The sequence below is a fragment of the Niastella caeni genome, from assembly GCF_004834005.1.
Taxonomy (GTDB): Bacteria; Bacteroidota; Bacteroidia; order Chitinophagales; family Chitinophagaceae; genus Niastella; species Niastella caeni.
This window is the reverse complement of record NZ_STFF01000002.1, coordinates 414520-429113: the sequence shown is the minus strand read 5'-3', so window position 1 is coordinate 429113 and position 14594 is coordinate 414520. Positions and strand designations below refer to the sequence as shown.

The 14594-nt window shown below is 44.7% G+C and carries 15 protein-coding genes; 12 read left to right on the top strand and 3 right to left on the bottom strand.

What is annotated here, in order from left to right:
• The first annotated feature begins 121 nt into the window (after window positions 1–121).
• Entirely contained in the window at window positions 122–1159 is a 1038-nt protein-coding gene (locus tag FAM09_RS09555) for a glycosyltransferase family 9 protein (protein WP_166437077.1), read from the top strand.
• On the opposite strand, the gene FAM09_RS09550 is transcribed toward FAM09_RS09555, so the two are convergent.
• The gene (locus FAM09_RS09550; protein ID WP_136576872.1) at window positions 1095–2651 is read right to left on the bottom strand and encodes a glycosyltransferase family 87 protein; all 1557 of its coding nucleotides are present in this window, start codon (window positions 2649–2651) and stop codon (window positions 1095–1097) included. The two genes, FAM09_RS09555 and FAM09_RS09550, sit on opposite strands and share 65 nt — an antisense overlap.
• A 22-nt stretch (window positions 2652–2673) precedes the next feature.
• Between FAM09_RS09550 and FAM09_RS30660 the strand changes: the two genes are divergently transcribed.
• From FAM09_RS30660 to FAM09_RS09525, 6 genes are all read left to right on the top strand, one after another.
• Complete coding sequence (locus FAM09_RS30660; protein ID WP_153825446.1) at window positions 2674–2835, top strand: hypothetical protein; 162 nt, start codon at window positions 2674–2676, stop codon at window positions 2833–2835.
• Window positions 2836–3249: 414 nt separating this feature from the next.
• Window positions 3250–4749, top strand: a complete 1500-nt coding sequence (locus tag FAM09_RS09545; protein ID WP_136576871.1) for a B12-binding domain-containing radical SAM protein — start codon at window positions 3250–3252, stop codon at window positions 4747–4749.
• Window positions 4750–4837: 88 nt separating this feature from the next.
• Entirely contained in the window at window positions 4838–5506 is a 669-nt protein-coding gene (locus tag FAM09_RS09540; protein WP_136576870.1) for a methyltransferase, read from the top strand.
• Between the two features lie 116 nt (window positions 5507–5622).
• A complete protein-coding gene (locus tag FAM09_RS09535) occupies window positions 5623–6669 on the top strand; it encodes a radical SAM protein (RefSeq protein ID WP_136576869.1) in 1047 nt (348 codons plus the stop codon).
• A 142-nt stretch (window positions 6670–6811) separates the two neighbouring features.
• Window positions 6812–8278 carry a B12-binding domain-containing radical SAM protein gene (locus tag FAM09_RS09530; protein ID WP_136576868.1) on the top strand — a complete coding sequence of 489 codons (1467 nt, stop codon included), beginning with the start codon at window positions 6812–6814 and terminating at the stop codon, window positions 8276–8278.
• A gap of 18 nt (window positions 8279–8296) precedes the next feature.
• Window positions 8297–9118 (top strand): class I SAM-dependent methyltransferase, encoded by an 822-nt coding sequence (locus tag FAM09_RS09525; protein ID WP_136576867.1) that lies wholly within the window; start codon window positions 8297–8299, stop codon window positions 9116–9118.
• Here the strand turns inward: FAM09_RS09525 and FAM09_RS09520 are convergent.
• On the bottom strand, window positions 9099–10031 hold the full coding sequence (locus tag FAM09_RS09520) for a hypothetical protein (protein WP_136576866.1): 933 nt from the start codon (window positions 10029–10031) through the stop codon (window positions 9099–9101). The genes FAM09_RS09525 and FAM09_RS09520 overlap by 20 nt on opposite strands.
• A 68-nt stretch (window positions 10032–10099) precedes the next feature.
• Here FAM09_RS09520 and FAM09_RS09515 point away from each other — a divergent pair, with 68 nt between their 5' ends.
• The 5 genes from FAM09_RS09515 (at window position 10100) to FAM09_RS09495 (ending at window position 14088) form a co-directional block, all read left to right on the top strand.
• Window positions 10100–10882 (top strand): sugar transferase, encoded by a 783-nt coding sequence (locus FAM09_RS09515; protein ID WP_136576865.1) that lies wholly within the window; start codon window positions 10100–10102, stop codon window positions 10880–10882.
• 349 nt (window positions 10883–11231) lie between these two features.
• Window positions 11232–11777, top strand: coding sequence for a YceD family protein (locus FAM09_RS09510; protein ID WP_136576864.1), 546 nt, complete (start codon window positions 11232–11234; stop codon window positions 11775–11777).
• A 31-nt stretch (window positions 11778–11808) separates the two neighbouring features.
• Window positions 11809–11991, top strand: coding sequence for a 50S ribosomal protein L32 (rpmF, locus tag FAM09_RS09505; RefSeq protein WP_081163913.1), 183 nt, complete (start codon window positions 11809–11811; stop codon window positions 11989–11991).
• A 59-nt stretch (window positions 11992–12050) separates the two neighbouring features.
• Entirely contained in the window at window positions 12051–12995 is a 945-nt protein-coding gene (gene plsX / locus FAM09_RS09500) for a phosphate acyltransferase PlsX (protein WP_136576863.1), read from the top strand.
• A 163-nt stretch (window positions 12996–13158) separates the two neighbouring features.
• Entirely contained in the window at window positions 13159–14088 is a 930-nt protein-coding gene (locus FAM09_RS09495) for a CPBP family intramembrane glutamic endopeptidase (protein WP_136576862.1), read from the top strand.
• A gap of 14 nt (window positions 14089–14102) precedes the next feature.
• On the opposite strand, the gene FAM09_RS09490 is transcribed toward FAM09_RS09495, so the two are convergent.
• Window positions 14103–14309, bottom strand: coding sequence for a hypothetical protein (locus tag FAM09_RS09490; RefSeq protein ID WP_136576861.1), 207 nt, complete (start codon window positions 14307–14309; stop codon window positions 14103–14105).
• Between the last annotated feature and the right edge of the window lie 285 nt (window positions 14310–14594).

Sequence of the window (14594 nt, the reverse complement as noted above, 5' to 3'; positions counted from 1 at the left end):
CCGGCTGCTGGGCATTGTAATGCGCCGGAACCATCGTCTGCAACAACCACCTAAACACTTGCTGTTTATTAAATTATTAGGGCTAGGTAGTCTTGTCGTGGCCACGGAATCCATCCAGGCCATGCGACAAAAATTTCCCGGCACGCGATTCATTCTCCTCACAGATTCCAACATTGCGGGCGGTATTGAACCGTTCCATGTCTTTGATGAAATATGGCCGGTTGAAACCAACAGTTTGTCCATCACCATCAGCTCCTCTTTAAAATATATTGTAAAATCGTGGCAGTTGAAAAAATTATGGGTGGTTGACCTGGAAGTATATTCAAAGCTCACTACGGTATATGCGTTAATGACCATGGCCAGAAATCGCTTTGGCTTTCACCTAAAGCCGGTTTTTTTTAGAAAATTCCTCAACACCCATAATATTCCGTTCAAACAAACTATTTGCCTGGAAGACAATTACGCGCAGATGGCGCAGGTGATAACCAGAACAGAAACGCTTCCCGCACCAGAACAAATCATTCCGGTTCGAACAAATGAGTGGTATAAGCCTTACATCATATTAAACAATACCTGCAGCAGCCTGGCGCTGGTGCGCAAACTACCCAACGAAACCTTTGCAGCCGTCTGCAACTGGATATTATCCCAAACGCATTTTCGCATAGCATTTCCTGGTACAACGAACGACAAAACCGGCATCGATCAGTTCATCGATCAACACCTGCCGGCGTATAAGCAAAATGGAAAGATAGTGAACATTGCCGGCGCGCTTGATTTTGAAGCCTATTATCGTTTCATTGCCGATAAAGGCGCCTGTATGGTGACCATCGACAGCGGGCCCTTACATATTGCCCGCAAACTTGGCCTGCCTACTGTTTCTATATGGGGGCCAACCAATCCGGCCAGCTATATCAAAATACCAGCCGCACAGGAAAAACGACATCTGTATCTTTACAATAAAGCGGCCTGCTCACCCTGCGTACATCACCATGAGCAACTCCCCTGCGGCGGTAATAATGTATGTATGAAAGACATTCAGGCGGAAAGGATTATTGAGAAGATCAGTGCGTTGTTGGGGTATTTGGAGCACGCTGCTACAACCCCACCCGCCGCAACGTATAAAACGCAAATCCCCGGTTCTTATCAGAAAGATAAATGATCTCGCTTCCGTTTATGAGCATTGCCTGCTTTTTGCGATCTGGCGTTGAAGTAAGTCGCTTCCCCTTGTAATACACCTGGTTGTTTTGTATACGCACTTCATTGGTTGTACTTTGCTGCACGATGTAGTTGGAAACTGTTGCATGGCTGCCTTTGTTATCCCAATAATAATACACCAGCCTGTTATTCTCAATGGCATAAGCATATACCAACGGTAGTTTTTCTTTCAATAAGTACGTACTGTTATCTGCTTTGGGAAATAGCTTGCCGGCATCTGCCAGCAATAACACTACAAAAAATGCAATGAATGGCTTGAGTAATAGACGCGGGCCCGATGCCCTGATCAGCAAAAAGAACAAAAACAGCATTAAATACAAACGCGGGAACTGCAGCAACAACGGCCAACCAAACAATACCTGCACCGGTATAGCACTGATCAAAAACACCAGGGCCATACTTATATAAATATAAACCGGCTTTATATTGCTGTCGACCATTGCTAACAAGGGTACCAGTAACAAGATTAAAGAATACGAACTACCATTTGGCGATAATAGCAAACTCGCAGCGATCCAGCAGGCAAATGCCAGGAAATCACTTGTCTTTTTATGCAGGGTAACGCTCACACACCCCGCCAGTATAGCCGCTTTAAACAACACCATGCAAATGACAAATAACGGCGTACTATTAAAAAGCACCTGCGGGTTCTGCACTTCATCGTACACAAACACATTCTTCAACAGCATAAAAGCCGACTGGAACAGGTAAGTATAACTATCATTCAGTTCGCCGCTGTTCGCGCGGGGAAAAATAGTTAACACATAATATTGCCAGGACGCAAAGCCATTCAAAATAACAGAAACAACACCCAACAACAAACAGGCTGCCGTACAATATGCAACCTGCTTATACTGTTTCTTCGCCACCAGGTAAAACAATATCACCAGCGGGAACAATTTGAATACAATAGCCACCGCCCACAACAAAGCAGCCAACACCGGCTTTTTCTTTTCGTATGCCATGTACCCTTCCAGCAACAACGCAAACAACAACAAGTAGGTTTGTCCAAAGAAGATATTATTTCTCAGCGGTACTAAAAACAGTATGGGTATTAACCATACCACCCATGTTGGCAATGAAAAATATTTGATAGCGCGTGATACGGTAAACATAAACAGCGCTGCAGAAAATACATTGAATACAATTTTGGCTACCGTCACGGGGAATATTAAAAAGGGAGCCAACACAATGGATGTAAATGGTGGAAAAGGTGCGTATGAAACAAATATACCTGCATGCCCTTTTTGTGCGATCAATGCATTCAGTGAATACGTATCATACACATGTTGGTAGTTCCCGTGCAACAGCTCCCAACTGCCAAAATAATAACCGGCAAAATCTGAGTACGGCGCACCGGCCGCCCTGTATATAAAATAACCCAGCAAAGCCGCCAGGAAAAAGAGGGGGTAATATGGGGTATTTCGAACATGCATACAATGAAGATCAATACGGAGAATGAATGTTTTAGGTTGCTGCAATGGAGCAGTTACCGGTTTCCGGTTACCAGGGAATACAAAGGTGAACTACCTTACGGGGTTTTATCCCGTCCCCCGGCTACCCGATCCCCGCATCCGCTATTACAAAGGCCTGGCATTACAACGCCGGCATCAGTTATGAATCGCTATTATGGCGCCGCCTGCACGACACCAACAGAAGCACACTGGTTTCGGTTGAAAACCAGGGAGGCTTCGTTCAAACCTTTGAATACCTGTATGGGCAAAACATGGTTTCGAAAAAATACCTGCAAAAGGCAAAAAGCCATGCCTATCTGAATATCGGTCAAGCCTTTAAACAACAACGCAACCTGCCCGCCGCACGGCATCACTATTGGCAGTCGTTAAAATACAATTTGTTACAGCCCTTCTGTTACTGGCAACTACTGAAAACTTTAAGAGCTTAAATAAGCAACTCAACCTGCTTATTATCCGTATGATCTCAAAGGTCTCACAGTCACCGGCAGAAGGCGATAAGGGAATTAGCCCGGTTCACCCCTTTCCTTTGACAATTGAGCATCGTCAACCCAGTTCACATATGAACAAAGTATTATTATTCAATCCGCGTAGCGCTAAAACAAAGCCCAGGATCCCGAATTCAATTCTTTCCATAGCTGCCGCTATTGAAGGCCAGTACGAGTATGCGATTGTAGACGGCAACCTGGAAACCGATCCATGGCAAAAAATAAACAGCTATCTGGCAACCGGTGAGTTTGGCTATTTTGGTTGTACCTGTATGCCGGGGCCACAACTACGGCAGGCCATACCCATTTCAAAACAAATACGCATGCTCTACCCCGCAGTGCGCATTATCTGGGGCGGTTATTTTCCATCGAACCAACCCAAAGTGGTACTGACCTCTGGTTTTGTTGACGTTATAGTGAATGGACCGGGTGAGAAATGTTTCCCGTCTTTACTGGAGGCGTTGAACACCGGTCAGTCGTTCACCACTATTCCCAACCTGATCTACAAAGGCGAACAGGGCATTATAAAAACCGGTAAAGATGAGTTGTACGACCAGGATGCGCTGCCCCGTTTGCCATATGACACACTCAATACATTTTACCCGTTGCGCCGTTACCTCGGCAAAACTTATCTCGGCACCCGCACCATCGCTTATCACAGCAGTATGGGCTGTCCGTTCAAGTGTTCTTTTTGCGCGGTTGTTCCCATTTACAATGCCCGCTGGCGTGGCAAAAGCGCGCAGTTGATCTATGAAGACATTAAATACCTGAAAGAAAAACACGGTGGTAACGCCATAGAATTTCACGACAACAACTTTTTTGTATCGGAGAAAAGAACGGTTGAGTTCTCAAAACTTATTCAACCCGAAAACATGGTGTGGTGGGGCGAAGGAAGAATTGATACGATCGATAAATATTCAGATCAATCACTGGAATTGATGCGTGCATCGGGTTGTAAGATGATCTTTTTTGGGGCAGAAACCGGTAACGATGATATTCTGAAAAAGATGGACAAAGGCGGTACGCAAACCGGTGCGCAGATCAGGGCTTTTGCCGCTCGTATGGCGAAGTTCGATATCATTCCCGAATACTCTTTTGTGTTAGGCACCCCAGGTGATACGCCTGAACAAGTGATGAAACAAATTGACCAGGATATCGCTTTCATTAAAGAGATCAAAAGCATTAACCCAAAAACAGAGATCATTATTTACCTGTACAGCCCGGTGCCCACAGAAGGATCAGATTTATATAAGCGCGTGCTGGAAAGCGGTTTCCATTTTCCTGAGAAACTGGAAGACTGGATCAGTCCGCACTGGGAGAATTTCGACTTGCGCAAGAACCCGTTAACGCCGTGGTTAACGCCTGAAATGGTTGACAAGATAAAAGATTTTGAAACAGTACTGAACAGTTACTACCCTACTGTTTCAGACATCAGGCTTTCCAGCTTTAAACGCAGCGTCATGCGCAGCGTGTCGGCCATTCGCTACAAAACCGGTTTGTACTGGAAGCCGTATGAATTAAAAGTATTGCAATTGTTATGGAAATACCGGCAACCTGAAATTGAAGGATTCTGAGCGAAGTCGAAGAATATTGTCAAAGTCCTGAGCGAAGTCGAAGGACCGAAGGATTTGTACGAATCGAACCTTATATCTTAAAAGCAATTTGAAACAAACAGTCAAATATATAACCACCCGTTTATACAAACCGCTGCTGGTAAAATACCTGTCGGCGACGCGGATGTATACCCACAAAGGTATTCGTTTGGTGATACCACCTGCGGTGTTTCACCCGGGCTTTTTCTTTAGCACGCGCTTGTTGTTGCGGTATATCGCAACACTACCGCTAAAGAACCGATCATTTTTAGAACTGGGCGCCGGGAGTGGACTGATCGCTTTGTATGCAGCCCGCGAAGGTGCGCAGGTAACCGCAAGCGATATCAATTCGGTGGCCATTCATTCGCTGGAAATGAACAGCCATAGCAACCAGCTTTCTATTACCGTTATAAAATCAGACCTGTTCACTAATATTCCGCAGCAGACATTTGATCTCATTGCCATCAACCCGCCGTATTATAAAAAGCAACCGAAAACGCCGGCCGAGTATGCCTGGTATTGCGGGGAACAGGGCGAATATTTTCAACAACTGTTCAGCAGTCTTAAACCATATATGCATCCGCAATCGATGGTACTGATGGTGCTGTGCGATGGGTGCGACCTGGAAATGATAAGGTCAATGGCCAGAAGCTGTGGGTTTAGGTTGAATTGCGTGTTTGAGAAGAAGAATTGGGTAGAAGTGAATTATATTTTCAGAATTGACAAGTTAACGGGTTGACAAGTTGTTCAGTTATTGAGTTATTGAGGGTAGAAAATTATTATTCGTCAGGAAGGTAAGGTTTTTCACAGCCTGCCCCGATGAAGTAGGGGTTTGCCGTTTCACATTTCACGACAATGATCATAAACAAACTATATCATACATACCAACGCTATCGCACGTTACAAACCGATGTCATTACGGCGTTGCCGATAGTGATCCTGATGCCGCATAGCGCCTGTAACTGCCGTTGCGTGATGTGTGATATCTGGAAGGACAACAAAAACCTTAAACAACTTACAGAAAACGATATCACCGGTTTATTGAACGTCTTTAGAAAATTCGGTACGCGGGTAGTGGTGATGTCGGGTGGCGAAGCATTGCTGAATGCCAACTTCTTCCGGTTCTGTGAAATATTGAAACAGGAAGGTATAGCGGTTACATTATTATCAACCGGTATTGCGCTCGAGAAAAAAGCCGGGCAGTTGTTGCAATGGGTGAACGATATTATTGTTTCCCTGGATGGCGATGAGGCCCTGCATGATGAGATTAGACAGATCCCCGGCGCCTTTCAAAAATTAAAACAAGGGGTAGAACACATTAAATCGCTGAACCCGAATTTTCGCATCACGGCCCGCACCGTGATACACCGGCTGAACTTTCAACACTGGATCCCGATCGTGAACAGCGCCATGGAAATGGGGCTCGATCAGATCAGTTTTTTACCGGCCGATGTAAGCAGCCAGGCCTTCAACCGCGCAACCGTGTGGACCGGCGACCGGCAACAGGAAGTGCTGGTGCACGAGGAAGAACTTCCAGCATTGCAATCTGCCGTACACGAACTGATACAGTATCATAGAACAGCTATTGACCAACGATTCATTGCCGAACCGGCCGATAAGCTGCAAAAGATCTATGCTTACTACGCGGCTTTTTATGGCCGGAACCCTTTTCCATACAAGAAATGTAATGCGCCCTGGGTATCAACGGTGATAGAAGCAGATGGTACGGTACGGCCCTGTTTCTTTCATGAACCTATAGGTAATATTCGTCAGCAAAACCTCGATGCCATCGTAAACAGCGCCTCGGCGATCGCATTCAGAAAGAACCTGGATATGGATACGAATGCCACATGCGTAAAATGCGTATGTTATTTGAATTTGGGACCGAAAACCAGTTTGTAGGAAGTTGACAAGTTGGTACAGGTGATAGAGTTGATAAAGGGTGGTAATGCCAATTCATAATGGCCGCGCAGATGCTTGCCGATTCACGTTTGCCGATTCACGATTCACGATTCACGATTGCCGACATACTAACAGTAATAAAATGAGCAACAAAATACTATTCTCACATTCCTACTTTCTACAATTCGACCCCAAACAATGGGCTACCGGGCAACCTTACCCTCCGCTGGCCACATTGTATGCTGCCGCCCTAATGCAGGCTAATGGTTATTCCGTTTCCCTGTTCGATACCATGTTCGCTCATAATGCACACGATCTTCAAAACACGTTGAACGAACAAACCCCGCGCTACTTTGTGCTGTACGACGATGGTTTTAACTACCTCACTAAAATGTGTTTAACGAATATGCGCGAGGCCGCTTTTGCCATGATGAAACTGGCCAAAGCAAAAGGCTGCACCGTTATCGTATCCAGCTCAGACAGCACCGATCATTTTAAAGAATACCTTACCGAAGGGGCCGACTTTGTTATTATGGGCGAAGCTGAACTGACATTGCTTGAACTCGTTAAAGCCATGGATAATAAAGAAAATAATTTTCAGCATATTACCGGACTGGCATTCATACACAACAACCAGGTTACAACCACACCACGCCGCGCGGTGATGAAAGACCTCGATGCACTGCCATTGCCCGCCTGGGACCTGATTGATATTACACCTTACCGTTCCATGTGGTTAAAAAGCAGCGGTTATTTTTCGCTGAACGTAGCCACTACAAGAGGCTGCCCGTTCAAATGCAACTGGTGCGCAAAACCTATTTATGGCAATCGCTATAATGCCCGCTCACCGGAAAAAGTAGTGGAAGAATTAAAACTGTTAAAAGAGAAATTCCGGTTCGATCATATCTGGTTCTGTGACGACATCTTCGGCCTGAAACCCGGCTGGGTAAACGCGTTTGCCAATATCGTGGAGAAAGAACAATTACAATTCAGGTTCAAGATCCAGGCCCGCGCCGATCTGTTATTACAGGAGAACACCATCAAAGACCTGGCGCGCGCCGGTTGTCATAACATCTGGATGGGTGCGGAAAGCGGTTCGCAAAAAGTACTCGATGCTATGGACAAAGGCACTACCGTTGAACAAATATACCAGGCCACTACCCTGCTGAAAAAGCATGGCATCAATCCTTCCTTCTTTATACAGTTTGGTTATCCCGGCGAAACAAAGGAAGACATTGCGAAAACCATCCGTATGATCAGGGACCTGTTGCCATATGAGATGGGCATCTCCGTTTCCTATCCATTACCCGGCACACCGTTTTTCGAACGCGTAAAAAATGATCTAAAAGAAAAAGCAAACTGGACAGATTCGGATGAGTTACAATTAATGTTTCAAAACACCTATCAACCGGCTTTCTATAAACAATTACATCGCTATGTGCACAAAAGTTATCGAAAGCACCAGGCATTGGCGCAAATAAAAAAAATATGCACTCAGCCTACCACCATCACCTGGAAAAAGTTAAAAAAAGCCGCTGCTGTTGCATACTATATTCCGGCGGCTTTCCTGGCCAGACAAAAACTGCACACACTCGAAAAAACGGTATAAAAAGAAGCATCTGCTATTATGAATGAACACAAGTATATGAACTATGAACAACAGGCCGCTGCTGCTTTTAGTAAACAATCGGCCATATTCGATGATCTGTATTCCGGCAATACCATAGTTCAGTATAAAAGAAAAAGAGTTCGGCAACATGTTCAGCAATACCTTGCCCCTGGCAGTTCGATCCTTGAATTGAATGCCGGCACCGGCGAAGATGCGGTATATTTTGCCCAACAGGGATACCGGGTGCATGCAACAGATATTGCCGCCGGTATGCAGCAGGCATTAAAAAATAAGATCGAATTGCATGGATTACAGCAATTTGTAAGTAGTGAAATTTGCTCATTCACCGAATTAAACAAGCTGCAGCATAAAGGCCCTTATGACATGATCTTTTCCAATTTCGCAGGTCTTAATTGTACAGATCAGTTAAATAATGTGTTGTTAACCTTTGCGCCCTTATTAAAACCGGATGGCATAGTGACGCTGGTCATTTTACCTAAATTTTGCTTATGGGAAACGCTGCTGGCTTTTAAAGGAAAAACCAAAACAGCCTTCAGACGGTTTTTCAGTAACAAAGGCGCAAGCGCTCATATTGAAGGACATTATTTCAAATGTTGGTATTATAATCCCTCTTACATAAAACGAGTTTTGCATAACACCTTTGAAGTATTGAGCATAGAAGGCTTATGCACCATAGTGCCGCCTTCCTATATAGAACTTTTTCCAGAGAAGCATCCGGCCGCCTGGCAATGGCTGCAAAAAAAAGAAGATCAATGGAAACAAGCCTGGCCCTGGAAGTATATAGGCGATTATTACATAATTACCCTGAAAAAGAAGTAAGAACTGATGATGCCGGATCAATGACCAGATCCACTTTTTGTTTATACATATCTAAAATCCTTTTCTGCAAATAAGAAGGATCAGGTTTTGAAAAATGTTTACCGCTCCGTAAACTCATCCGTTCGCCTTTCATATTTAAGCGGCCCTGTTGTTCTTTCTGTAACCAGCGCCGTGTAGTTAATTTCATAAGGTAGTTGTCTAATATATTACCCAGGCGGTTATTAAGCATCCATTCTGCCGCCTTCTTATACCAGGGATGACGGATCATGATGAGCGAACTTTTTGGAAAATTGTTATTGGGTAAATAACAGGCTGTCCAGTTATTCGTTTTAAAAAATGCATCCATTGTGCCATTACCGCAAACCGGTATCAGCGTAGTGATTTCTATGGCTGTAAAAATATTTTGTTCCTCAATACGCAACGCCGCTTCATCAATAAAGTAATTCATACAAAACCAATGCTGGTGACCCGTGATAAATGTCAGTTTCTTAAACAGATGCATCAGGGTTCTGGCAATCCACAGTCGATTGGCACTGGTAATAATAAAGAAGTCAATATCAGTATCCTGGTCGGCAAAGTTCTTTGATAACGATCCGGAAATACCGATACCCCGCACAAAGGGGAATTGGTATAAAAAGCCGCCCACCTTATAACCTACCGTTAACAAAAGTTCGGCATTATGATTGCCTGTAGTTCTTCTGGTACGCAAGGCATGATCTTGCTGCAACGAATAAAAGTTTCCCAACCGGAAAATTCGTTTTTCGGCAACCAATCGTTGCAATGCCGGCGCCACGTCATCCAGCCCCATCTGCTGATCGAGAAAAGAGATAATTTCCTCCTGTGTAAGCGGATAATTAAAGATATCAAAATAGGCTAATGCTTTAATGATACTTTGTTCGGGTTGTACAGGCATTCAGTAAGTATTGTTTATTAAAAGCAACTAAATAAATGTATTGACCGTATACATGTATTAAGAATACTATGATTCATGAAAAAAGGTTGCCTTTGTTAAAAAGGACCGTCCTACGCAGATATGTTGATAACAAAAGGGGCTATTTCGTTTGTAAACGAATACTGGACGTATTGTTTGCAACGGTAATTATTATAGCCATTTTGAGCTGGTTAATACCAGTGCTGGCGCTATTAATAAAGCTCACGTCAAAAGGGCCTGTATTCTTTCTGCAAAAGCGAACCGGTCGTGGGGGAAAATCATTTACCTGTTACAAACTACGTACATTAGTTCATAACCCGATGGCCCATACTAAGCGCACGATCTTATATGAGGAACCAGTAACATCGCTGGGGCGGTTCCTACGGCAATCGAACCTGGATGAACTGCCCCAGTTTTTTAATGTGCTGGCCGGCCACATGAGCATTGTTGGTCCGCGCCCACATATGCATGCCGATTGCAATGCCTTTGCAGAACTTATTCCGGGGTATAAATTCCGCAACCTGGTAAAACCGGGCATTACGGGATTGGCCCAGGTTAAAGGGTATCACGGGAAGATCGTAAGCCGTGAATGTATATATAAAAGGTATGAATGGGATGCCTGGTATGTTCGGCACGCCAACTTCGGGCTGGATGTAGGTATTATATTTAACACTGCCTGGCAAAGGGTATTATTCCTGGCTGGCAAGAAGGATGCACTGGGGAAAACCAATGGGCAATTGGCAATTGGTAATTCTCCCGGTCGTGAACCGGCGCTCGTAAAATCCCGACCCGTTGCGACAAGCAGTGAATCGGCAACGGCTAAAGCGAGCTGAGTTGTGAATCGGCAATCGGCAAAATCGTGAAACGTGAAAAAAACCGCAAGCGGGAATGAAATGCGAATCTGCCTGCGCTAATGCTTAGGCGGGCCAATTTACAATTTGCAATAAACAATAGGCATTACGGCCTCATCGGGGCAAACTCGGGAACTGGCCACCGGTAACCGGTTGCTGGTAACCAGTAACTGAATAATTTTCACCCATTTATAGTAATTTTACACACAATTACGGGATTCCCGGGCATCAATTCAGTTTAAGACCGGCTATTTTTGCCATTTTTTTGGTTTTACCTTTACCTGTTTGCCTGATAATCCCTACCTTTGCAAACTCTTTAAAAGGGTAGTTCATGAACAGCCGACGGAATTACGATATAGCTTTTGTAGGATTGAAACCGGGCACTCATGAGTTTGACTATACCATCGACGATAAGTTCTTTGTAGAATACCAGGAGCAGGACTTCCGGAATTGCACAGCCCACGTAAAACTGGCGCTGGAAAAGCAAAACGGGTTTATGCTACTGAAGTTTGAAGTGGGTGGCAAACTGGAGGTAACCTGTGATCGCTGCGGCAATAACCTGCCGCTGGAATTGTGGGATGAGTTCAACATCGTTGTAAAAATGGTGGAAGAACCTGATGTAATGAATGAACAGGAAGAAGATCCCGACGTTTATTACATTTCAAAAGGCGAAAGCCATTTGCACATTGCCGACTGGATCTACGAGTTCATTAACCTCAGCATTCCGATGCAACGGATGTGTAGTGATGATGAAATGGGCGGACCGCACTGTAATAAAGAAGTGCTGGAAATGCTCAAAAAACTAGAGGAACAGAAACCGGCCAACAACCCCTTGTGGAAGGGGTTGGAAAAATTTAAAGACCTGGAAGACAGTTGATTTTTTTATTTGACGTATAAATTCTGAGTGTATGCCTAATCCAAAACGGAGACATTCCCAACAAAGGGGTGCCAAAAGAAGAACACACTATAAGGCTGAAAAAGTAACCTTAAGCAAGGACAGCACTACGGGTGAAACGCATGTTCGCCATCGCGCTCACGTAAGTGAAGGTAAGTTATATTATAAAGGAAAAGTAGTTTCTGAAAAGGCTTAATTGAATAAGCCCGATTTTTAACCTCCTTTATTATTATATAATAAGCCTCGTTGCCGGAAATGACTATCTGTTTAGACATGATGGGCGGAGACTTCGCACCACTGGAAGCAGTGAAGGGAGTCCGCGATTACCTGACAGAAGCTGACAATCCGGCTCTGTTGTTTTTAGTGGGTGATGAAGCGCAGATCAATCCATTGCTGCAGCAATATCAAATACCGGCCGATAAGGTAAAGGTATTTCACGCCCCCCAGGTAATTGATTATAATGAATCTCCTACCAAAGCACTGAAAGAAAAGCAGCAATCATCCATTGCTGTTGGCTTTCACTTGCTGGCATCGGGTAAAGCAGGCGCATTTATCAGCGCAGGCAATACCGGAGCCATGTTGGTGGGTGCTATGTATAGTATCAAACCTATTGAAGGCGTTCAGCGGCCTACCATCTCTACCATTATTCCCAAAGACAACGGAACCACCGGTTTGTTGCTCGATGTTGGCCTGAATGCCGACTGCAAACCCGAGCACCTGAACCAGTTTGCCCTGTTGGGTTCACTGTATGCCAAGCACATCCTTGGTATTGCACAACCCCGTGTTGCCTTGTTAAATATTGGGGAAGAAGAAGGTAAAGGCAATCTGCTCGCCCAGGCCGCCTACCCGATCCTGAAAGAAAATGACCAGATCAACTTTACAGGGAATGTGGAAGGCCGGGATATTCTGCTCGATAAAGCCGATGTAATGGTGTGCGACGGATTTACGGGTAACGTGATCCTGAAAATGGCCGAGTCGCTGTACGAGATCACCCACCGTAAAGGGATGAAACACGAGTACCTCGACCAATTTAATTTTGAATTGTATGGCGGAACCCCGGTATTAGGCGTTGCCAAACCGGTGATCATTGGTCATGGTATTTCCCATGCCAAAGCGTTCAGCAATATGATCCATCTGGCGCAGAAAATGATCGCCACCGACCTGATGGAAAAAATGAAAGCCAGTTTCGAGTCGAAATAATTTGTTTTCTTTTAGAATATTAAACGCCGCCCCGACCTTCAGGTTGGGGCGGCGTTTTGGCTTAATGGAAAAATGGTTTATCATGGCTGTATTTGCTTGCAGCTTATAGCTTAAAGCTTGCAGCTGAATTTTTCATACCTTCCGGCCTGAAGCCTGTTTTTCCATGAATGAGATCATTGGTTACCTGCGAAACTATATCCAGTCTGTCAACCGCACCGTATTTCTGCTCACAACCCTCCTTGTAGCCATTGCCATTACCTGTAATTATACCCTTGGCATAGAACCCGCCATTTTTGCCCTTCGCTCCTGGCCATTACGAATTGCCGGCTTCTTTTTGCTGTTCGGCTTTGTTTTTTCAGCCGCCTGGCTGCTGCAATTCCTGCTGGCCAGCGAAACTATTCCCGATAACCGTTTCTTCTTTATGTTGCTGCTGGCGGCCCCGGCCATATTCGCCATTAAAATAACCTTCGACGAGGCCGCCGGTTATTTTACCCAACACCTCCCCTTCCCCTGGAACCGCTACTGGTATAAGGTGCTCGACTGGCCACTAAAACTATTGGTGGTGTTTACCCTGGTCACTGTCATTTGGCAATGGGGCCGCTTTGGGAAACCGGTTGCCGGCCTGCAGGCGAAAGGGTTCAGCGTTCAACCCTACCTGCTGCTGCTGTTGGGCATGGTGCCGCTGATCGCTTTTGCGGCCACCCAAAACGATTTCCTGCATACGTATCCCAAAGTGCAGCGCATTGATATAATTGATCAATACGTGCAGCATGCCTTTCCCTGGAAACTGCTCTATGAGCTCTCCTATGGGATCGACTTTGTGACGATCGAGCTTTTCTTTCGCGGATTTTTGATATTAACTTTTGCCCGCTTTGCCGGCAAACAAGCCATTTTACCGGTGGCGGCCTTCTACTGTTCCATTCATTTTGGAAAGCCCTTATTTGAATGCATTACCTCCTATTTCGGCGGCATCATCCTGGGAGCAGTAGTGTATAATACCCGTAGTATCTGGGGAGGATTAATAGTTCACTTAGGTATTGCCTGGCTCATGGAGCTGGCGGGTTACCTGGGGCATATATACAAAGAGATATAAGCTAAGCTGCTGATTTACAGTAAATACAGGTTATTCTGCTTAATGTAAGCACAAAAGGGATATTCCCGGGCAATAGCATTTAAACGTGCTACTGTTTCTTCACTGGGGGGAACCGGAAGAGCATTTTCGAGAAGAAGCGTTTCCGTTGTGCGTGTGTTTTCTAGAGAAAAGGACGAAGTGCTGTTGTTTGTAGTTGCCAATTTGAAAGTTTTCTTTTTCATGCGCCAAAATTTACAAGTGATTTACAAGTGATGATTAAAAAATAATTAAACAGGCTTTCACTTGGATACGTGTACACTACGTAAAAAAAATCAGACTGGGTCGTTCATACGGCTAGAAAAAGAATCAGAATCAGATCGTTATCGTTAATTCTATGGCAAGCGAACTAAAAGGAAGAAAGTTATATGAGAAGCGATCTATTCAAAGATAATTCAAAATGTCAAAAAACCTCAGCTTTTAACAAAAAAAATCAGCAGTCCTGCCAGGAAAAACAGGAGACTAGTGAA